The sequence below is a fragment of the Amycolatopsis sp. NPDC104819 genome, assembly GCF_055583145.1.
The window spans coordinates 1-20,684 of record NZ_JBVJON010000026.1; the positions used below are offsets into that span (position 1 = coordinate 1).

Annotated in this window: 18 protein-coding genes and 1 tRNA gene; 10 read left to right on the forward strand and 9 right to left on the reverse strand. The window is 72.8% G+C overall.

Annotation, left to right across the window (positions count from 1 at the left end):
• Positions 1-113: 113 nt before the first annotated feature.
• The 9 genes from ACZ63E_RS44500 (at position 114) to ACZ63E_RS44540 (ending at position 12,465) form a co-directional block, all read left to right on the forward strand.
• Complete coding sequence (locus tag ACZ63E_RS44500) at positions 114-1,145, forward strand: carboxymuconolactone decarboxylase family protein (protein ID WP_465342367.1); 1,032 nt, start codon at positions 114-116, stop codon at positions 1,143-1,145.
• A gap of 224 nt (positions 1,146-1,369) precedes the next feature.
• On the forward strand, positions 1,370-2,164 hold the full coding sequence (locus ACZ63E_RS44505; protein ID WP_465342368.1) for a TIGR03084 family metal-binding protein: 795 nt from the start codon (positions 1,370-1,372) through the stop codon (positions 2,162-2,164).
• 232 nt (positions 2,165-2,396) lie between these two features.
• Positions 2,397-8,219 carry a type I polyketide synthase gene (locus tag ACZ63E_RS44510; RefSeq protein WP_465342369.1) on the forward strand — a complete coding sequence of 1,941 codons (5,823 nt, stop codon included), beginning with the start codon at positions 2,397-2,399 and terminating at the stop codon, positions 8,217-8,219.
• 1 nt (position 8,220) lies between these two features.
• Positions 8,221-8,673, forward strand: coding sequence for an acyl-CoA thioesterase (locus ACZ63E_RS44515; RefSeq protein WP_465313264.1), 453 nt, complete (start codon positions 8,221-8,223; stop codon positions 8,671-8,673).
• Positions 8,674-8,711: 38 nt separating this feature from the next.
• Positions 8,712-9,251, forward strand: a complete 540-nt coding sequence (locus ACZ63E_RS44520) for a flavin reductase family protein (protein WP_465313305.1) — start codon at positions 8,712-8,714, stop codon at positions 9,249-9,251.
• A 14-nt stretch (positions 9,252-9,265) separates the two neighbouring features.
• Positions 9,266-10,366 carry an SDR family NAD(P)-dependent oxidoreductase gene (locus ACZ63E_RS44525; RefSeq protein ID WP_465342371.1) on the forward strand — a complete coding sequence of 367 codons (1,101 nt, stop codon included), beginning with the start codon at positions 9,266-9,268 and terminating at the stop codon, positions 10,364-10,366.
• Positions 10,363-10,560 (forward strand): DUF6222 family protein, encoded by a 198-nt coding sequence (locus ACZ63E_RS44530; RefSeq protein WP_465313262.1) that lies wholly within the window; start codon positions 10,363-10,365, stop codon positions 10,558-10,560. Before ACZ63E_RS44525 ends, ACZ63E_RS44530 begins: the two co-directional genes overlap by 4 nt.
• Entirely contained in the window at positions 10,557-12,269 is a 1,713-nt protein-coding gene (locus ACZ63E_RS44535) for an acyl-CoA carboxylase subunit beta (protein WP_465342372.1), read from the forward strand. Before ACZ63E_RS44530 ends, ACZ63E_RS44535 begins: the two co-directional genes overlap by 4 nt.
• 13 nt (positions 12,270-12,282) lie before the next feature.
• The gene (locus ACZ63E_RS44540) at positions 12,283-12,465 is read left to right on the forward strand and encodes an acyl-CoA carboxylase epsilon subunit (RefSeq protein WP_465313260.1); all 183 of its coding nucleotides are present in this window, start codon (positions 12,283-12,285) and stop codon (positions 12,463-12,465) included.
• An 8-nt stretch (positions 12,466-12,473) separates the two neighbouring features.
• Here ACZ63E_RS44540 and ACZ63E_RS44545 read toward each other — a convergent pair whose 3' ends face one another.
• From ACZ63E_RS44545 to ACZ63E_RS44565, 5 genes are all read right to left on the reverse strand, one after another.
• The gene (locus tag ACZ63E_RS44545) at positions 12,474-13,019 is read right to left on the reverse strand and encodes a carboxymuconolactone decarboxylase family protein (protein WP_465342373.1); all 546 of its coding nucleotides are present in this window, start codon (positions 13,017-13,019) and stop codon (positions 12,474-12,476) included.
• A complete protein-coding gene (locus ACZ63E_RS44550) occupies positions 12,991-13,437 on the reverse strand; it encodes a DUF6187 family protein (protein WP_465342374.1) in 447 nt (148 codons plus the stop codon). The genes ACZ63E_RS44545 and ACZ63E_RS44550 overlap by 29 nt, the downstream gene beginning before the upstream one ends.
• Before the next feature lie 193 nt (positions 13,438-13,630).
• The gene (locus ACZ63E_RS44555) at positions 13,631-14,998 is read right to left on the reverse strand and encodes an FAD-dependent oxidoreductase (RefSeq protein ID WP_465342375.1); all 1,368 of its coding nucleotides are present in this window, start codon (positions 14,996-14,998) and stop codon (positions 13,631-13,633) included.
• The gene (locus ACZ63E_RS44560) at positions 14,995-15,480 is read right to left on the reverse strand and encodes a DUF6423 family protein (RefSeq protein WP_465313304.1); all 486 of its coding nucleotides are present in this window, start codon (positions 15,478-15,480) and stop codon (positions 14,995-14,997) included. The genes ACZ63E_RS44555 and ACZ63E_RS44560 overlap by 4 nt, the downstream gene beginning before the upstream one ends.
• A 245-nt stretch (positions 15,481-15,725) precedes the next feature.
• Positions 15,726-16,055 (reverse strand): DUF6235 family protein, encoded by a 330-nt coding sequence (locus ACZ63E_RS44565; protein WP_465342376.1) that lies wholly within the window; start codon positions 16,053-16,055, stop codon positions 15,726-15,728.
• Between the two features lie 393 nt (positions 16,056-16,448).
• Here ACZ63E_RS44565 and ACZ63E_RS44570 point away from each other — a divergent pair, with 393 nt between their 5' ends.
• Positions 16,449-16,640, forward strand: a complete 192-nt coding sequence (locus ACZ63E_RS44570) for a hypothetical protein (RefSeq protein WP_465313255.1) — start codon at positions 16,449-16,451, stop codon at positions 16,638-16,640.
• Positions 16,641-16,750: 110 nt separating this feature from the next.
• Here ACZ63E_RS44570 and ACZ63E_RS44575 read toward each other — a convergent pair whose 3' ends face one another.
• The 4 genes from ACZ63E_RS44575 to ACZ63E_RS44590 all read right to left on the reverse strand — a co-directional run bounded on the left by ACZ63E_RS44575 (position 16,751) and on the right by ACZ63E_RS44590 (position 20,573).
• Positions 16,751-17,842, reverse strand: coding sequence for a nucleotide disphospho-sugar-binding domain-containing protein (locus tag ACZ63E_RS44575; RefSeq protein WP_465342377.1), 1,092 nt, complete (start codon positions 17,840-17,842; stop codon positions 16,751-16,753).
• A 74-nt stretch (positions 17,843-17,916) separates the two neighbouring features.
• A complete protein-coding gene (locus ACZ63E_RS44580; protein ID WP_465342378.1) occupies positions 17,917-18,321 on the reverse strand; it encodes a hypothetical protein in 405 nt (134 codons plus the stop codon).
• 248 nt (positions 18,322-18,569) lie between these two features.
• Positions 18,570-18,646, reverse strand: a tRNA-Arg gene (locus ACZ63E_RS44585).
• A 1,543-nt stretch (positions 18,647-20,189) separates the two neighbouring features.
• Positions 20,190-20,573, reverse strand: a complete 384-nt coding sequence (locus ACZ63E_RS44590; RefSeq protein ID WP_465342379.1) for a peptidase inhibitor family I36 protein — start codon at positions 20,571-20,573, stop codon at positions 20,190-20,192.
• Positions 20,574-20,684 lie beyond the last annotated feature (111 nt).

Here is a 20,684-nt window from a genome sequence, read left to right on the forward strand (position 1 = left end):
CCCCCCCCCCCCCCCCCCCCCCCCCCCCCCCCCCCCCCCCCCCCCCCCCCCCCCCCCCCCCCCCCCCCCCCCCCCCCCCCCCCCCCCCCCCCGGCCGTTTTCGAGGAGGAACCATGGCTCCGGTGCTCGTGCGGCTTGCGCTGCGGCGCACGCTGCGGGACGTGAAGTACGTCGAGGCGGTGCGGCCGCGGCACGCGCGGGGCCTCGTCCGGGACGTCTACCGCCAGGTGGAGCGGGACTTCGGGATGCTCGCCCCGCCGATGGCGCTGCATTCGCCCGCGCCGCAGGTGCTCGCCGCGGCCTGGTTGATGCTGCGGGAGTCGCTCGTGGCGGCGGGTTCGGCGAGCCGGGCGGACAAGGAGGTCGTCGCGGCCGCGGTGTCGGCGGCGAACTCGTGCCCGTACTGCGTCGAGGTGCACGGGATGGCCATCGGCTCCCTGGGCGACCCGGCGGCCGCGGCGGCGATCGCTTCCGGCGCGGTCACGGAGATCCCCGACCGCGACACGCGGGCGCTCGCGGCCTGGGCGCGCGGCGCCGGCCCGCTGCCCCCGGACGTCCCGGCCGCCACGGCGGCGGAGTTCGTCGCGGTGGCCGTGGCGTTCCACTACCTCAACCGGGTGGTGAGCGTCTTCCTCGGGCCGTCCCCGCTGCCGGAGGCAGTGCCGCCGGCCGCGCGGGCGAAAGCCAAGGCCGTGCTGGGGTTCCTGCTCAAGCCGGGCACCCCGCCGCCGCCGGGGGACGCCCTCGGACTGCTGCCCGCGGTGGCCGTCAGCGGCCCGGACTGGGCGCCCGCGGGCGGAACCCTCTCGGACGCCTTCGCGCGGGCCGCGGTGGCCATCGAGGCCGCCGGGGAACGCTCGGTGCCGACGCGGGTGCGTGACCTCGTGCGCCGTGAGCTGAAGGCGTGGGACGGGAAACCGCCCGGGCTCAGCCGCGCGTGGACGAAGGAGGTCGTCGCGGAGCTGCCGCCCGAAGAGCGGGTGGTGGGCCGCGTCGCGCTCCTCGTGGCCAAGGCGCCGTACCAGGTCGACGCCGCCGACGTGGCCGACTGGGTGCCCGGCGATCGTGGCCTGGTCGAGCTGGTCTCGTGGGCAAGTCTCGCCGCGGCCGTGGAGTTCGGCGACCGCTTTCCGCTGGGCGCGTGAAGAGAAGACCCTGGCCGGCCCGCCGGGTGATGATCGAAGGGTCGGATCCACCGCCGGGGCGCGCAGCACCGGGGCACACCGAAAGCCCCTCCCGGTTCGCGTCGCTGCCCCCGCGCGGCAGCCGATCCGGCGACCGGCGGCCGCTCGCGACGGTGGCTCCCCAGCCACTGCGCGGGCGGCCGCCGGCGCACGAACACCAAGTCATACGGTGAGAGGAAATCAAGGTGACTGACACCACGGGCGTGATCGCCGACCTGACCGCCGAGGGCGCCGAAGTCGACGCGCTCGTCGCCGGTCTCACCGAACGGGAGTGGGACACCCCCACTCCGGCCCCCGGGTGGGCCGTCCGGCACCAGATCGGGCACCTGGCGTTCATCTTCCGGCTCGCCGGCCTCTCGGCCGCGCAGCCGGAGACGTTCGTCCAGCTGACGAGCTCCCTTTCCGGTGGCCTGGAGGTGGCGGTGAACGCCGCCCTGGAGGAGTACATCCACGACCCCGCCGAGGTGCTGCTGACGCGCTGGCGGGCCGAGCGGGACGCCGGCATCAAGGCCCTCGCGGCCGTGCCCGGCGACCAGCTGGTGCCGTGGCTGGTCAACCCGCTGCCGCCGTACGTGCTGGCGTGCGCCGGGATGATGGAGCTGTTCGGCCACGGCCAGGACGTCGCCGACGCGCTCGGCGTGCGCCGCGAGCGCACCGACCGCATCAAGCACCTGGTCGGGTTCGCCGTGCGGGTCCGGGACTTCGGGTACGAGGCGCGCAACCTGACGCCGCCGGCCGAGGAGTTCCGGTTCGAGCTGACCGCGCCCTCGGGCGCGCTCTGGACGTTCGGGCCGGAGGACGCGACGCAGCGCATCACCGGCAGCGCGGCGGACTTCTGCCTGCTGGTGACCCGGCGGCGGCACCGCTACGACCTCGACGTGCGGGCCAAGGGCACCTTGGCCGACCAGTGGCTGGACATCGCCCAGGCGTACCGGGGCCCGGCCGGCGACGGCCGCCGGCCGGGGCAGTTCCGCGACTAGAAGATCCATTGTGGACGGTTAGACGTCCTTGTCCGAGCGTGCTGAGGTGCAGGCCACGGGCAGGAAGAAAGAAGACGGTCCGCGCCGTCCGGGAGATGCTGGACCCCGGCCGGACGGGCGGGCCGGGACGGACGGGCAGGCCGGAAACGGGACGCGGTCCCGGGTACGGACGACAGCGGGACCTGACGGACCCGGTGAGACTGGGCTCGAGAGCCAGTGGGAGTGCGGTGGCATGAGCGTTGAGCGGATTTCGATCGTCGGTATCGGCCTCCGATACCCCGACGCGAGTTCTCCGGAGGAGCTCTGGGAAAACGTGCTGGCCGGTCGCCGGGCGTTCCGCAGGCTCCCCGACGAGCGGATGAACCGGGCGGACTACTATTCGCCCGATCCCAAGGCACCAGACCGTTTTTACGCACAGAAGGCGGCGGTGCTGCGGGACTACGAGTTCGACCGCGTTTCGCACAAGGTGGCCGGCAGCACGTTCCGGGCCACCGACACCACGCACTGGCTGGCGCTGGACGTGGCCGAGCAGGCGCTGGCGGACGCCGGGTTCGCCGAAGGGGAAGGCGCGCCGAAGACGAGCACCGGCGTGGTCATCGGCAACAGCCTGACCGGTGAGTTCTCGCGGGCCAACATCATGCGGCTGCGCTGGCCGTACGTGCGCCGCACGGTCGCCGCCGCGCTGAGCTCACGCGGCTGGGACGACGAGGAGACCGCGACCTTCCTGCGGGACCTCGAGGTCCAGTACAAGGAGCCGTTCCCGGAGATCAACGAGGACAGCCTCGCCGGTGGCCTGGCGAACACGATCGCCGGCCGCGTCTGCAACCACTTCGACTTCGCCGGCGGCGGGTTTACCGTCGACGGCGCCTGCTCCTCGTCGCTGCTGTCGGTCGTGACCGCGGCGAACGCGCTGGTGCAGGGCGACCTCGACCTCGCCATCGCCGGCGGTGTCGACCTCTCCATCGACCCCTTCGAGGTCATCGGCTTCGCCAAGACCGGCGCGCTGGCCAAGCGCGAGATGAAGGTCTACGACGCCGACTCCAACGGCTTCTGGCCCGGTGAGGGCTCGGGCATGCTCGTCCTGATGCGCGAGAGCGACGCGCTGGAGCAGGGCAAGCGCATCTACGCGTCGATCGGCGGCTGGGGCGTTTCTTCCGACGGCAAGGGCGGCATCACGCGGCCCGAGGCCGCCGGGCACCGGCTCGCCCTCCAGCGCGCCTACACCCGCGCCGGCTACGGCGTCGAGACCGTGTCCTACTTCGAGGGCCACGGCACCGGCACCGCGCTGGGCGACGCCACCGAGATCGAGGCGCTGTCCACCGCCCGCCGCGACGCCGACCCGCTGGCGAAGCAGGCCGCGCTGTCGACGATCAAGGGCAACATCGGCCACACGAAGGCCGCGGCGGGGGTCGCCGGCCTGATCAAGGCGACGCTGGCGGTGTACCACCAGGTCATCCCGCCGGCCACCGGGCACTACGAGCCGCACGAGTCGCTGACCGGCTCCTCGGCGCGGATGTACGTGCCGAGCGAGGCGGCGCTGTGGCCGGCCGACCAGCCGGTGCGCGCCGGTGTCTCGGCGATGGGCTTCGGCGGCATCAACTCGCACGTCACGGTCACCGAGGCGCCGACCGCGCCGCGGCGGCGCGAGGTCGACGAGCGGGCCCGCGCGCTGGTCGCCGGGCGCCAGGACGCCGAGCTGCTGCTGTTCGACGCTGACGACGTCGCCACGCTGCGCGGGAACGTCGCCGCGGCGCTGGAGGTCGTGCCGAAGCTGTCCTTCGCCGAGCTGACCGACCTCGCGGGCTCGCTCGCCGGGGAACTGGCCGGCCGTGCGGTGCGCGCGGCGGTCGTCGCGGGCAACCCGGAGCAGGCCGAGCGGAAGCTGACCAAGCTGCTCGAGAAGCTCGAAGAGACCAGCTCCGTGTTCGACGCCGCCGACGGCGTCTTCGCGAGCAACCGCACCAAGGCGCCGAAGATCGGCTACCTGTTCCCGGGCCAGGGTTCCGGCCGCGGCGGGGACAGCGCGCTGCGCCGCCGGTTCAGCGCGGCCGAGGAGATCCACCGCGCCGCCGGCCTGCCGGTGACCGGTGACCAGGTCGCCACCGAGGTGGCCCAGCCGCGGATCGTCACCGGCTCGCTCGCCGCGCTGCGCGTCCTGCGCTCGTTCGGCGTCGAGGCGGTCACGGCCACCGGCCACAGCCTCGGCGAGCTGACCGCCCTGCACTGGGGCGGCGCGCTCGACGAGCGGGCGCTGCTGGACCTGGCGAAGGTCCGCGGCAAGGTGATGGCCACGACCAGTGGCGACGGCACCGGCGCGATGGCCGGCATCGCCGCCTCACCGAGCCGGGTGGAAGAGCTCGGCCTCGGGTCCGACGTCGTCATCGCCGGCTACAACGCCCCCGAGCAGACCGTGCTCTCCGGGCCGGCCGAGTCGATCGACCGGATCGTGGCCCGGGCCAAGGCCCAGGGGGTCAGCGCGACCCGGATCAAGGTCTCGCACGCCTTCCACTCGCCGCTGGTCGAGCCGGCCGCGGTCGAGATGACCGGCCGGCTGGGCGAGTTCAGCTTCTCGCGGCTCGAGCGGCCGGTGGTTTCGACCGTCAGCGGCGACGTGCTGCACGCGGCGGAGAACCTGCCGGAGCTGCTGCGCGAGCAGATCGTGCTGCCGGTCCGCTTCCGCGAGGCCGCCACCAAGGTGGCCGAGCGCAGCGACCTGGTGGTCGAGGTCGGCCCCGGCCGGGTGCTGACCGGGCTGTTCGAGGAGATCGCGCCGGACACCCCGGTGCTGGCGGTCGACTCGGACAACGCGTCGCTCGCGGGTCTGCTGCGGGTCGTCGGCGCGGCCTTCGCGCTCGGCGCGAACCTCACGCTGGACACGCTGTTCGAGGGCCGGGTCGTCCGGCCGCTGCCGATCGACGGCCAGTTCTCCTTCCTCGCCAGCCCGTGCGAGGCCGCGCCCGCCATCGACGGCGAGCTGGCCGCCGAGCTGGCCGCGGAGAAGGCGCAGGCCGCCGAGGCCGACGCCACGGCCGACAACTCCGGCAGCTCCACCCTCGACCTGCTGCGCAAGCTCGCCGCCGACCGCGTCGAGCTGCCGCTGGAGACCGTCACGGCCGACACCCACCCGCTCGACGACCTGCACCTGTCGTCGATCACGGTCGGGCAGCTGGTCAACGACGTCACCCGGGCGCTGGGCCGGCCCGCCTTGGAGGGCATGCCGAACTTCGCGACCGTGTGCCTCGGTGAGCTCGCCGAGATGATCGACGAGCTGGCCCAGACGGCGAAGCCCGCCGACGCGGGCCAGGCCGAGGCCACCGGTGTCGGTCCGTGGGTCCGGCCGTTCGCGGTCGAGTACGTGCCCGCGCCGCGCCCGGTCGCCGACCTCACCCCGGGGATCGGCAACGCCCAGTGGCAGGTCTTCGCGACCCCGCGGCACCCGCTGGCCGAGCCGTTGAAGGCCGCGCTGGCCGCGGCCGGCGCCGGTGACGGTGTCGTGCTCTGCCTGCCGGCGGACTGCGACTCCAGCCACGTCGGGCTGTTCCTCGACGCCGGCCGCGCGGTCATGGCCGCCCCCACCGGCACGCGTTTCGTGGTCGTGCACCACGGTTACGGCGCGGCCGGCCTGGCCCGGACCCTGCGGCTCGAGGACCCCTCGGCCAAGACGACCATCATCGACCTCGCCGACCCGACCCCGTCGGGCGCGGACGAGATCACCGCGGCCGTCCAGTCCGTGGTGGCCGAGGTCGCCGGGACGACGGACTTCACCGAGGTCCGCTACGGCGCCGACGGCGGGCGCACGGTGCCGCGGCTGTCCGCGCTGCCGGCCGCCTCGACCGGCCCGATCCGCGAGTCGCTGGACCAGACCGACGTCCTGCTCGTCACCGGTGGTGGCAAGGGCATCACGGCGGAAAGCGCGCTGGCGCTGGCCAAGGACTCCGGGGCCAAGCTCGCCCTGCTCGGGCGCAGCGACCCGGAGACCGACACCGAGCTGGCGGAGAACCTCGACCGGCTGGAGGCCGCGGGCATCCGCTACCGGTACGAGCGCGCCGACGTCACCAACGCGACCCAGGTCGCCGAGGCGGTCGGCCGGATCCAGGCCGAGCTCGGCACGGTCACCGCGGTGCTGCACGGCGCCGGCCGCAACGAGCCGGCCGCCCTGTTCAGCCTCACCGAGGACAGCTTCCGCAAGACCCTCGCCCCGAAGATCGGCGGGCTCAACGCGGTGCTCTCGGCGGTCGACCAGGACCGGATCAAGCTGCTGGTCACGTTCGGCAGCATCATCGGCCGGGCGGGCCTGCGCGGGGAAGCGCACTACGCCACGGCGAACGACTGGATGACCGAGCTGACCCTGCGCTTCGGCCAGGAACACCCGCAGGCGCGGGCGATCGCGCTGGAGTGGTCGGTCTGGTCGGGCGCCGGCATGGGCGAGAAGCTCGGTGTGGTCAGCGCGCTGATGCGCGACGGCATCACGCCGATCCCGCTGGAGGAGGGCATCACCATCCTCCGCCAGGTGCTGGCCGACCCGGCCGCGCCGCCGGTGCTGGTGGTGTGCGGCCGCACGTCGGGCCTGGCCACGCTGCCGATCCAGAAGCGCGAGCTGCCGCTGACCCGGTTCGTCGACCGCGCGGTCGTGCACTACCCGGGCGTCGAGCTCATCACCGAGGCCGACCTGTCCGACGGCAGCGACCCGTACCTGACCGACCACCTGCTCGACGGGCAGCTGCTGTTCCCGGCGGTGCTCGGCATGGAGGCGATGACGCAGGCCGCGTCGGCGACGCTGGACCGCGTCGGCGCGCCGGTGCTCTCCGACGTCGAGTTCCTCCGGCCGATCATCGTCGCGCCAGGCGGGTCGACCACGATCCGGCTGGCCACGCTGGCCCGCGACGCCGACACCGTCGACGTCGTGATCCGCAGTGACGAGACCGGCTTCAGCGCCGACCACTTCCGGGCGCGGCTGAGCTTCGCGCGGCCGGCGGAGCTCGGCGAGCGGGCTCCTCGCGAAGTCGCGCTGCCGCCGGTCCCGGTGGAGCCGATCAGCGAGCTGTACGGCTCGGTCCTGTTCCAGGGCAAGCGGTTCCAGCGGGTCCTCGGCTACCGGCGGGCGAGCGCCCGGCACGCGGTCGCCGAGATCGCGACCACCGCGGACTTCTCCTGGTTCGCGCCGTTCCTGCCGCAGGACCGGCTCCTCGCCGACCCGGGCACACGGGACGCGATGATGCACGCGATCCAGTGCTGCGTCCCGGACGCGACGCTGCTGCCGCAGAGCATCGAGAAGCTCTACCTGGCCGAGCCCGGTGTCCAGCACGAGGAGTACGTCCTGCTGGACGCGAAGGAACGCTTCCAAGACGGCGACAGCTACGTCTACGACCTCGACGTGCGCAACCCGGACGGGACGCTGGTCGAGCGCTGGGAAGGGCTGAAGCTGCGGGCGGTCCGCAAGCGCGACGGCGCGGGCCCCTGGGTCCCGTCGATGCTCGGGTCCTATGTGGAGCGTGCGTGCGAGCGCCTGCTCGGCGGGACGCGGTCGGTCGTGCTCGAGCCCGACCCCGCCGGCCAGCCGGCGGAGGCCACCGCCGAGCGGCGGGCGCAGACCGCGCTCGCGGCGGGCCGGGCGGTCGACCGCCAGGTCGAGATCCGGTACCGCCCGGACGGCAAGCCGGAGTTCGACGACGGCAACGTCACGGCTTCGCACACGTCACAGCTCACGCTCGTGGCGGCCGGTCCGGCGCAGCTCGCGGTCGACATCGAGACCGCGATCGAGCGCACCGACGAGGACTGGGCCGGGCTGCTCGGCGAAGAGCTCCTCGCCCTGGGCCGGCTGCTCGCGGCCGACACCGGGGAACCGATCAGCGTGGCCAACACGCGGGTCTGGAGCGCGATCGAGTGCGTCCGCAAGAGCGGCGCGATGACCCAGGCCCTGACCGTGCGCCAGGTCGACCCGGACGGGTGGGCCCTGCTCGCCAACGGCGAGGCGCGCATCGCGACCTGGTCGACCACCGTCAACGACCGGACCGACCCGATCGTGTTCGCGGTGCTCCACGCAGAGGGGAACTGAGATGACCGACTACTACGAGATCCGCCACACGGTCGGCTTCGAAGAGACCAACCTGGTGGGCAACGTCTACTACGTGAACTACGTGCGCTGGCAGGGCCGGTGCCGCGAGATGTTCCTGAAGGAGAAGGCCCCGGCCGTGCTCGAGGAGGTCCGCCACGACCTCAAGCTGTTCACCCTCAAGGTGGACTGCGAGTTCTTCGCCGAGATCACCGCCTTCGACGAGCTGTCCATCCGGCTGCGCCTGGAAGAGCTGACGCAGACCCAGATCCAGTTCACCTTCGACTACGTCCACCTGCACCCGGACGGCGAGCGGCTCGTCGCCCGCGGCCGCCAGCGCATCGCCTGCATGCGCGGCCCCAACACGGCGACCGTGCCGTCGCGGGTGCCGGAACAGCTGCGCGAGGCGCTGGCGCCGTACCACGCGGCGGGTTCGGTCAACGGCAAGGGAGTCTGATCGTGTCGACCGAGGCAGATCGGCCGCCGGAGCGGGGTGTGCTCAAGCGGCTGCCGACATCAGCGGCGCGGCGCGGGCTCTCGGCCCAGCCCGGCCTGCGCCAGGTGATGTCCCAGTTCGCGACCGGGGTCACGGTGCTGACGGCGGGCGGTGAGGACGCGCACGGCATGACCGCCAACGCGTTCTCGTCGGTCTCGCTGGAGCCGCCCTTGGTGCTGTGTTGTGTGTCGAAGGCGGCGCGGATGCACACGTCGATCGTGGCCGCGGACTCGTTCGCGGTGAACATCCTCGCCGCCGAGCAGCAGGAGCTGTCGAAGTACTTCGCCGACTGGCGCCGTCCCGACGGGATGGCCCAGTTCGACGCGGTGGGCTGGACGGCCGGCGCCAAGACCGGGGCGCCGCTGCTCGACGGAACGCTGGCCTGGCTGGAATGCGAGCTGGCCCAGGTGCTCGACGGGGGTGACCACTCGATCTTCCTGGGCCGGGTGGTCGCCACCAGCCGGGGCACCGGCGAGGACGCGCTGGTCTTCTACGGCGGCCAGTACCACGAAGTCGACGGGCGCGCCCGCGCGGCTTGAGAAGGGACGAGGTCATGCTGATCGCGGTCACGGGCGGCACCGGGTTCCTCGGTGCGCACACCGTCGCGGCGCTGCTGCGGCGGGGCCACCGGGTGCGCCTGCTCGCCCGTGACCCGGCCCGCGTGGCCGGCGCGCTCGCGCCGCTCGGCGTCGATCCGTCCACTGTGGACGTCGTCGCCGGTGACGTCACGGCGCCCGAAGCCGTGGGCCGGCTGGTCGCCGGGGCGGACGCGCTGCTGCACGCGGCGGGCGTCTACACCTTCGACAGCCGGCGTCGCGCCGAGCTGGACCGGGTGAACGTGCACGGCACCGAGGTCGTGCTCGACGCCGCGCGCCGGGCGGGCACCGGGCGGATCGTGCACGTCTCCACCGTCGGGGCCCTCTACCCGACGCGGGAGCCGTCGATCGGCCCGGGCAGCCCGGTCGGCGAGCCGCGGGAGGCCTACCTCGCGTCCAAGGCCGCGGCCGAGCGGATCGCCCGCGGGCACCGCGAGGCCGGCGCGCCGGTGGTCGTCACCTACCCGCCGGCGCTGCTCGGCCCGCACGACCCGCACCTGGGCGACCAGAACGCGCGGCTGCGGGACCTGCTGCGCGGGCTGATGCCGATCTGGCCGTCGCGCGGGCTGCCGATCGGCGACGTCCGCGACTCGGCGGAGCTGCACGCGCGGCTGCTCGACGGGACGGCGCCGGCCGGCGACGCGTTCTTCGGGCCGGGGCACTTCCTGGCCACCCACGAGTACCTCGCGACGGTCCGCGCCGCGACCGGGCGGCGGCTGCCCGCGGTGTTCCTGCCGCCGCGCTCGATGTACCCGGTCGGCCGCGCCGCCGACCTGCTGCAGCACGTCTGGCCGTGGCACATCCCGGCCGAGTACGGCGCGATCTACGTCTGCGCCACCGCCGTGCCCGTCGACGCGGCCGCGCCGCGCGCGGACGTCCCGGCGCGGCCGGCGCTCGAAACGGTGCACGACACGGTGGCCTGGTTGCACACGACCGGGCGGCTGACCGACCGGCAGGCCGGCATCGCGGCCGGGCCGGGCCCAGCGTCCACATCGTCCACATCGGACGACGGCTCCGGCGCGCCCGGAGCCGCAGAGATCGAGGAGGCACTGTCATGACCGCCAGCGACGCCACCGAGCCCATCCGCATCGCCCCCGCGCCCGCACCGGCCGTCGCGGCGGCGGACGTGCCCGCCGAGTGGCCGGTCCGGCCGATGCCCCGGCTGGGCCGCGGCATCGTGTGGTCCGACATCGTCGCGGAGATCGCGCGTGACAACGCCGCCCGTGACACCGGGATGCGGGACGCCGCGTGAGCGGTCGGCACGAGTCCGGGGCGCAACGCGCCGACGACACCGAGGTGGTGCCGGTTCCGGAAGCGCTGCAGCAGGGCCGTCGCCGGCTGAGCCGGGTCGACGACGGCGCGGCCCAGGTGATCGCGCTGGCCAGAACGGCCGAGCCGGTCCCGCCGGAGCCGGTGGAGATGCCCCTGCTGCGGCAGCAGCGGGAGGAGCTGCGCGCCCACATCGCCGAGGGGAAGCTCGAGGCGGTCCGGCGCCAGCACTCGCTGGGCAAGCTGACCGCCCGCGAGCGGCTCGACCTGCTGCTGGACGAGGACTCGTTCGTCGAGGTCGAGCCGTACCGGCGGCACCGCGCGAGCGGGCCCGGGCTCACCGGGAACCGGCCGTACACCGACGGTGTCGTCGCGGGCTCGGGCACGATCGACGGCCGGCGGGTGTTCGTCTACGCCCAGGACTTCACCGTTTTCGGCGGCTCGCTCGGGGAAGCGCACGCGAAGAAGATCCACAAGGTCCTCGACCTCGCGATCGCGAACGGCGCCCCGGTGATCGGGCTCAACGACAGCGGCGGCGCCCGCATCCAGGAGGGTGTGCTCGCCCTCGACGGGTACGGCGGCATCTTCCGCCGCCAGGTCGAGGCGTCCGGCGTGATCCCGCAGATCAGCGTGATCCTCGGGCCGTGCGCCGGCGGCGCCGCGTACTCCCCGGCGCTGGCGGACTTCACGTTCATGGTGCGGGACACCGCGCGGATGTACCTCACCGGCCCGGACGTCGTCGAGGCGGTGACCGGCCGCCGCGTGACCCACGACGAGCTCGGCGGCGCGGACGTGCACGGTTCGATGTCCGGCGTCGCGACGGTGGTGCACGACGACGAGGAGAGCTGCCTGGCCGACGTCCGGTACCTCGTCTCACTGCTGCCGTCGAACTACCTCGACGCCCCGCCGGTCGTCGCGGAAACCGGCGCCAAGGACGACTACCGGCCGCGGCTGGCCGAGCTCGTCCCGGTGCAGCACAACCAGCCCTACGACATGCGGGAGCTGTTCGCCGAGGTCGCCGACGACGGCGAGTTCTTCGAGCTGCACGAAGGCTGGGCCCGCAACGTGCTGTGCGCGCTGGCCCGCGTCGACGGGCGCGTGGTGGGCTTCGTCGGCAACCAGCCGGCGGTGTTCGCCGGGGTCCTCGACGGCCCGGCGTCGCAGAAGGCGGCGCGGTTCGTGCGGTTCTGCGACGCGTTCAGCATCCCGTTGGTCAGCTTCGTCGACGTCCCCGGCTTCCTGCCCGGCGTCGAGCAGGAGCGCGGCGGGATCATCCGGCAGGGCGCGCAGCTGCTGCACGCCTACTGCGAAGCGACCGTGCCGCGGATCCAGGTGATCGTGCGCAAGGCCTACGGCGGCGCGTACATCGTGATGGACTCGCGGTCGATCGGCTGCGACCTTTCGCTGGCCTGGCCGACGAACCAGATCGCGGTGCTGGGCGCGGAGGGCGCGGTGAACATCCTGCACCGGCGCGAGCTGGCGGCGTCGAACCACCCCGAGGCGCTGCGCGCGAAGCTCGTCGACGAATACACCCGCGAGTACCTCAACCCGAGCTACGCCGCGGAACGCGGGCTGGTCGACGACATCATCGACCCGGCCGAGACCCGCGCGGCGCTCGCGCGGGGCCTGGCCATGCTGGCGGACAAGCGGAAGCCGGGCCCGGCCAGGAAACACGGCAACCAGCCCATCTGAGGGGTTTACCACGATGGACGAGCTGAAGGTGGTGCGCGGCAACCCGGACGACTACGAGCTGGCCGCCCTGGTGGCGGTGCACGCGGCCCTGCGCGCCCGCCGGCGGGCGCCGGAGCCCCGCCGGTCGTCGTGGGGCCGCCGGGCCGGCTGGGCGACGTCACCGGCGGCGTGGCGTCGCTCCGGCCTGCCGGGCTGAGCCTTCCGTTACTCGTCGAGGAACCGCGCCAGACCGGCGTACCCGACCTCGGCGAGCCGCTCGCCGGATTCGGTGGCGTAGGCCGGGTCCGCCTTGATGCCGATGCCTTCGACCATCCGGTTCATGAAGTTGAAGAGCGCGCAGACGAGCACGGCGTCGTGCAGCGCGTCCTCGTCCCACCCGGCGGCGAAGACGGCCTCGGCGTCGGCCTCGGTCATCCGCGCCGGCGTCCGAGTCAGCTTGCCGACGTAGGCCAGCACGGGCTTGAGCTTCTCGGAAACGGGCGCACTGTCGAGATCGGCGACCGCGGCGGCGAGCACACCCGCGGGGACCCCGAAGGCTTCCGCGGTCACGGTGTGGATCCCGTGGCAGTAGTCGCAGCTGTTCAGCCCCGAAACGTAGGCGGCGATCATTTCGCGTTCCCCGGTGGTGAACGGCGAATCCCCGCGCAACAGCGTTTCGTGGAAGGCGAGCAGGTGTTTCGCCGGTTCGGGGTGGGCCCGGAAGACCTGCAGCAGGGTCGTTTCAGCCGGCAGGGACTTCAGGTAGGACATCGTGGAGTTCCTCTCGGTCGCAGAGCCGCTCGATTTCGTCGCGGCGGATCCAGCAGGCGGTCAGATAGCTCCGCGACGCCGTCCCGGCACCGGGAACGGCCCGCTCGACCCGCCTGGCGGTGTCCCGCCATTCCCGCCGCATGCCCCCGGAAGGCGTTTTCCCGGGCACGGCTTCGACGGCGGGCCGCAGCCGCCGCCATTGCCGCACCCCGCTGGTGACGAGTTCGGCGTGCCCGGCGCTGAAAACCCCGTGCCTCGCTCGGTCGACGACTTGCGTGACAAGCCCGGGATCATCGGCCAACCCGGCAAACCCGAGCCCGGCGAGCAGCCGGTCGGGGTCGAGGCCGAGCAGGATCACCCCGGCTTCCTCGTCCGGTGAGGCGTCGAGGTCGGGGAGGTCGAAGCGGGAGTCAGGCACTGAGGGTCACCTCCGCGGGGGAGTCGGGAGTCGTGTTGCGGAAGCGGGGGCCGGGTGATGCGACGGCCCCGCCCGCCGCCCGAGGCCGAGTCTGGGTAGGCCGCTGTGCGTGGCGGCCACCGGCGCCGGTCTTGCGGGGGCGAGCCCCGGTCGGCCGCTGTGCGAGGCGGCCGCCGGGTGTGCGGTGGGGGCGTCAGACACCGGCTCCCACCCTGTTGCGGCGGGGGAGGGCCGCCATTGCGTCGTCGTGGCGGAGGCTCTGGGCCACCGCGTCCGCCACGCGGGCCGTCGCCACCCGGTGGCCGTCGATGTTGCGGGCCGCCGGGCCCAGGACCATCCCCGCCGCCGCGCCGACCACCGACACCCGGGGGGCGTGCGTGTAGGCCAGGGTGCGTTCGTCCAGGTCAGGCCAGCCGTCGCGCTCGCCGACGGCGAACGCCGGCAGCAACCCGCGGCCGGTCTCCGGTGTGGTGCCCAGCGCGAGCACGGCGTGGTCGCCGCTCACCCTGCGGCCGCCCGCGAGGCGCAGGACCGCCGTCCCGCCCATCCCGGCCGAGAGCCCGGTGATCTCCTCGCCGCGGTGCACGACCAGCCGGCCTTCGGCTTCGGCCCGCTCCAGCGCCGGCCGGAACTCGAACATCACCGACGCGCGCCGGTACTGCGCGAACAGCCCGAGCCGGTCCTTCCACTGGACCCCGCCGATGCGGGCGCGGCCCTCCGGCCGGAAGAACTTCGAGTTCACGTCGGCGCACTGGTAGTGCTCCCCGGTCGCGCGGACCACCCAGTGCACCTCGCGCCCGGCCTCGAGCGCCGCGGTGATCAGGTGGGCCGAGCTCAGCCCGGCGCCGACCACCACCTGGCGGCCCGTGATGCCCGACGGCAGCCGCTCGTCCCAGTACGTCACCCCGGGTGGCGCGGCCCCGCCGCCCCACCAGCTGTCCGGCGCCTCGCGGCGTTCCTCGCCGGGGCACAGCACGACGTGGCGCGCGGTCACGGTGCCCCGGTCGGTGCGCACGATGACCTCGTCCGCCTCCGGGCTCACCTGCTGGACACTGGCCCGCCAGGTCTTTTCCGCGACCTCGTGGGTGGCGACGAGGTGTTCGCAGTACGCCTCGAAGACGTCCACCGGCACCACCGAGCGGTGCCCGGCCTGCGACATCCGCACCTCGCGCCGTTCGGTCGGCGTCAGCCGCCCCCAGTGCAGCCGCGCGAAGTCCAGCAGCTCGCAGTCGCGGTACCCCTCGACCCCGGGGTGGTGTTCGTACGGCGACCGCAGCACCCGCTGGCCGAGCAGGTCGATCCGGCCGAAGAACCGGCCGCAGGCCCGTCCGCCCCGGTCCAGGACGACCACGTCGCGCACCCCGTGGTGCCACAGCGCCGAGGTCACCGCGAGCCCGGCCGGACCGGCTCCCACGACGACGACGTCGGCGCGGGCCGGCAGCTCGTCGCGCGGCGGGACGGGCGGGAACGGCAGCCGCGGCCACGCCCGGCCCCGCGGCGAACCGAGCAGGTGCGGCTCCGGGATGAACGAGCTCGTCACGGGCCCGGGCGGGGGAGTCATCCGATCACGGTGACGGGGACGACGATCTCCACCATCGGCCGCCGCGGCATGCCGTTCGTCACCATCTCTTCGAGCGTCTGCTCGGACTGCTCGAGGCTGTCGGTGGCGATGGGGCTGTAGCGCGAGTACGAGTAGGCGGGCTTCCGGGCGCTGGTCTCCATTTCGTACACCTTGATGACCGCTTCGCCGGGTCGCACCTCGCCACCGTAGAAGGTCAGGCGGCGCTGGTCCGGGGTCATGAACGACTTGGAGAACTGGCGCGACATCACCAGGGTCTCGGGGTCGTTCACGAAGGTCGACTCGTCGTCCATCACGACCTGCATCGCGACCCAGGTCTGGTCGGTCAGGTTCGTCTCGGACTTGATGATCTGCCAGCGCCCCGGCTCCGGGAGGTTCACCGTCACCGAGACGTCGTGGTCGGTCGTGTCGATGGCGCCCGAAATCATCATGACCCGGCGGCGGACGTCGGCGACACCCGCCATTTGGATGTCCCGCGCGCGCACCCGGCCGGAAACGTCCAGTCCGGCGAATTCAGGTGAAGACATTTGCGTGGCCTCCTAGTTATTTCCCCCGAGAACCCCCGATGAGCCAACAAGGCCGAGGATTCCAGAGCGACGGAAGCATCGCAAGATGACGGATACACGATCACCGCGGGTGATCCGCGCGAGCGGCGGCGCGGATCACCTGGGGACTGCGACGTTCGGAGTAGTGGCCGTTCGCGAACGGGTCAAGGCTCGTCGATGTCCACGTCCGCCTCGACCTCGGCGACGAGGGCCGCACCGGCCGCAGCCGCGGCGTCGTCGTCGAGCGTGCCGACGTACCGGATTTCGAACGAGGACTCATTCCGGTTGATGGCGACCTTGAGGGTCAGGTCGGCTTTCACCAGAATGACGAAATTGTAAATGTGCTCGGGGTCACCGAAGACGTCGTAGATGAGAAAAACCGAGCCGTCCCCGATCGCGAACAATGCCTCGTAGACGATGTTTCGCTCGGCCTGCGTCGCCTTGGCCGACCATTCCTCGAGCACCTCGAAACCCGCGATGAGCTGGAGGCGCATAGCCATCCCGCTGGCCTCCCAACGAGCGCACGCCGAGGGGCGGGAAGAGCGGGCTCGGACGTGCGCGAGACGGCCCGCCGAAGGTCCGGCCTCAGGCCGGGTTCCTCCCCCGTGGTGATATCCACTCAAGTCTGTCGGTGCGGGAAACGCCCCGGCATCTCCGAGATTGCCCACCGTGGCCGGGATGACTACCGCCGGTACCGCCACCTTGCGGGAAACCGGCCCGCCGGACCGGTGCGCAACGGACGAGAAGCCCCGCGGCCGTGAAGTGCGGTGAGCTGGACGGGTGTGAAATATCCACTGCGCAACCCCTTCGAGGTGCATGATGACCGAAAGCGTTGAACCCCAGCGGATCCCCGGGCTTTCTGCATACTCCCCGTGTGAGGAAGCCCGATGAGCGCGGCCGAACGCCAGCAGACGTGCGCCGTCTGCGGCGGAGCGTTCGTTCCGGGCGAACGCACGGACGTCGAAGTCCTGCTGGACGGCGAAGTGCGGTACGTGGCCGTGCATCCGGGACACAGCACGTTCCCGGCCTCCGCAGCCGGGGAAGAAAGCGCCCCGGGATCGGGCCGCCAGGCGGCTTGACCGTCACAGGACCGGCTTTTGTTAGCACAGCGGGAGATTCCCCGCCGGTGCTGCCTGAAGATGAGACGTGGTCGCGGTTTCCCGGCTCCGGCGTGAAGATCCCCACGGTGTCAGGTCCGGTCTTCCAGCCGCGCGGCGATGTCGGCCGGGCTCGGCTGGGTGGCGATCTCCGCCGCCACCTGCTCCGCCGCCGTCCGGTGGTCGGGCGACTCGAGGAGCTCGCGGCAAGCGCGGCGCACGGCCTCGATCGTCGCCTCCGCCGGGAGCAGCATGATTCCCGTGCCGGCCTTGACCGCGGCCTCCGCATTGTCGAAGGCGTCGTCGAACTGCGGGATCACCACCTGCGGGCAGGCGGCGGCGAACGCGGTCAGCGTGGTGCCCTGCCCGCCGTGGTGGATCACCGCCGAGCAGGTGGGCAGCACCTCGGCGAGCGGCAGCCGGCCGGCGTGGCGCACCTGCTCGGGCAAGGCCGGCCACGACGCGGCCACCTGGTCGTCGATCGCGACCACCAGCTCGACGTCCAGCGAGCTCAGCTGCCGCAGCAGCGGCACCATGAACCCGCCGACGTCCCGCGAGCCGAGGTGCGGCAGCAGGGTGCCGAACGTCAGGCAGATGCGCGGTGAACGCCGGGCGCCGATCAGCCAGCGGGGCAGCGACGCGTCCCCGCTGTGGGCGACGTGCCGGATGCTCTGGTGGGCCTCGGCGTAAGCGGCCCGCAGGCTCGGCGGCCACGGGTTCAGCAGGACGTCGGCCTCGGGCGCGGGGCTGCCCGACTCGGCTTCCCACGCGGCCCGGTACTCCGCCAGGTGCGCGGCGCCCCAGTGCAGTTCGACGCGCGGCAGCCCGCGCCCGGCCGCGACGACCGGCCCGGCCAGCTCGGCCTTTTCGCTCACGACCAGATCGGGCCGCCAGTCCCGGATGACCTCGTCCGCGCCGGAAAGGCTGCGCCGCGCGATTTTCGCGAACGCGAGGCCGTGGGCGAACCGCTCGTCTTCGGTGGCCTGATCCGTCGCGGCGACGTCGGCGACACCACCGGAACTGCTCCACGCCACGACCGGCAGGCCCGTGCGGACGGCGGTCGGCCGGAAATCTTCCGTGGTGGCAACCAAAACCTCGTGCCCGCGCGCGCGGCAGGCCCAGGCGAGCGGAACCAGCGGGAAGAGGTGGCCCGGGAGACCGACGGTGGTGAACAAGATGCGCACGGCCACTCCTGGCTCGCCGATTCGGTTGGGTTCAAACTAGCGTCGATCCGGCGGGCGCCTTCTTCTCGATTGACTCAGGCGGCATCCGCTGTGGAGGGTGGGGCGCCGGGACCGGACAGCGGCGTTTCCGTGGGGGAGCCGGGTTTGCGTGTTCGACCTGCGGTGGAGTAGTACGCCGGCGCGGAGGAGGGCGGGATGCCGAGTCCGGGTGTCTCGCCGGGCGCGAGGTGGAGCGACGGCGGCTCGGTGGTGCGGGGCGGGGTGCTGGGGCTGTGCGTCCGGCCGGTGATGGTGGTGCCGATGACGTGCGGCGAGTCGGGGAGCAACGCCGTCTCGGGGGTGTCGCGCTCACCGAGGTGCCGCAGTTTCCTGAGGTGCCGCTGGACGAGCCCGGCGCGGCGCGCTTCGTCCAGCTGCGCGCGGGCGACCCGGTTGGCCCGGCGGCGCCGGTGCCGGCCGGCGGAGGGGTGGTCGGTCATGTCGGTCCTATCGCTCAATGTGATCGTTCGATTGCGGCGCGCAGGAATGGTGAATTGCCGCCCAGATAACAAGCTTGTCTCGAGTGGAGCTCGGTAGGGAGCGGTTGGGCCACTTGGCCGCTCGCGCGGTGCGACGTCCGGTCGCGGCGCGGGGACGCTGACCGTCCACAGTGGGTGCCCGCCGATGTGGGGCCGGTCACTGGTCGAAAGGGAAGCCGTGCGCGCCCCGCGCACGGCGTCTTCCCTGGTGGCGCCCCCGGCAGGACTCGAACCTGCGACCTAGAGATTAGAAGGCTCTTGCTCTGTCCAGCTGAGCTACGAGGGCCAGCGCCGACGACCTGTGCCGGTCTCGCCGGTCGCCCGGCATCCGCAGCTTAGTCGTCGCCACTCTCTCGATCGTTCGACACCGGCGAATCGTTTCAGGTCTCGTTCGACGTAATTTCGGGGCGCGGCGGGGGTGATGTCGCGCGGGGGCGAACCACCGGCGGTGGTTGTACGGACCAATGCCACCCGGGCGTGGTGGGCGGGTGACGCCCGGTCGGGTGAAGCCGGTCGGTGAGGGTGATCGGTGGCATGGGCTTTCCCAGGTGGGTTCGTGGGTGTTCTGGTGGTGTGGGGCGAACTGCGGTGGGGCGGGACTTCGGTGGGCCTCGAAGCTTTCCGAGGTGTGGGACGGTCGGTTGGTTCGACATCGGTGCTGGGCGCGGTTGAGGAGCTGTCGCAGGTGGGGTTGGCGACGCCGCTGGTGGAAACGACGCGCCCGGCTGGGGAAGGGCCGCCGCGGTTGCGGTGGGTCGGGGAGCGGGTAGGACGGGGCAAGTGCTGGACGCCGGGTTGCAACAGCGGTGGAGAGGACGCCCGGCGGAGCGGAATCGGTAGTGGGCCGGCTGGCATGTCGGGCTGTAGCTGCTGTGGTGGGGTGCTTGCTGGGTCTCGACTGGTCATGGGCGCAGGACTGCAGGGCGGTGACGGGTGTCTGCGAGGCCTGGCTGGTTCTGAGTGCCGGGCTGCAGTTGCGGTGGTGGGGTGCTTGCTTGGGTCTCGACTCGTTCTGGGTGCCGGGCTGCAGCTGGGGGTGGTGAGCCTGGCCGGTGCTGGACACCAGGCCGCAGATGCTGCGGAGAGGTGCCTGCTCAGCCTTGAGCGGTACTGGACGCCAGGCCGCAGCCGCTGGTGGCGCCTGCTCGCCTGCGAATCGGGCCGGGGGCCGTTCGCAACTGCCGCGGAGAGATACCCGCCGGGCGGGAGCCGGAGGCGGGCCAGCTGGGATGTCGGGCTGCAGGTGCGGTGGTGGGGTGTTTGCTGGGCCTGGCTGGTTCTGGGGCGGGGCTGCAGCTGTGGGTGGTGAGGTGCTTGCTGGGACTGGCCGGTGCCGGACACCAGGGCGCCGGTGCTGCGAAGAGGTGCCTGCTTGGCCTGGCCGGTCCTGAGCACCAGGTCGCAGCCGCAGAGGGGCGCCCGCCCGCCTGCGAATCGGCCCAGGGGCCGTTCGCAACTGCCGCGGAGAGATGCCCCGCCGGACGGGATCCGGAGGCGGGCCAGCCGGACACTGAACCGCAGATGGAGAGGTGCCCCGGGCCTGCACTCGTGCCAGGCCGCAGCCGCTGCGGCGAGGAAGCCGGGCGGAACCGGTCGTCATGAGCCGGCTCCTGCGGGCAGTCGCCGCTCGGAACCAGGCGTGAGGCCCGGTGCTGTGGGCGGCCACAGGCGGCGAGCCGCTGGTTAGGGGCCCGTGGGCGCGCCACGCCGCAGTGGTGCGCCCACGGGTGGGGCCGCTGTTCGGGGGGAGCGGCCCCGGGCGGGCCCGGCCGCCGCCGCGAGCCGGCTCCCCCTGGAGCGGGCGGCGGGCTCGGGCCCGGGTCACTCGGTCACTCCCAGATCTGGATGCCGCGGACCACGAACGGCGCGTCCGGGACGTACGTGCCGCCGCCCGGGTACGTCGTGAAATCGCCCTCCGTCGAGCATTCCTCGCTCTGGTACACCGTGACGTCGCGGCTCATCAGATTCGCGAACGACCAGCCGGCGAATCCTTCCGGCAGGGGAATGCATTCCCCGGGATTCGCGGTGCGCAGGTCGAAACGCTGTGTGTCCCCTTCGTAGACGTTCGACGACCACAGGCAGAACTCGCCCTTCTGGCAACCCGGATCCTCCGCGGCGGAGGCGGCCTGGGCCGCTCCGGTGCAGGTCAGCAGGCTGAGCGCGGCCATGATCAGCAGGTGCGGGACGCGGGCACGAAGGCGCAGTGAAGACATGATGGTTTCCCCTCGGGAGTCGCGGCTCTGGGGGCCGCGGTGAACGTGTGATTCCAGATTGGCGGGCGGGCGGGGATTTGTCAGCCCGCAAATTCGATTCTGTGGACAAGT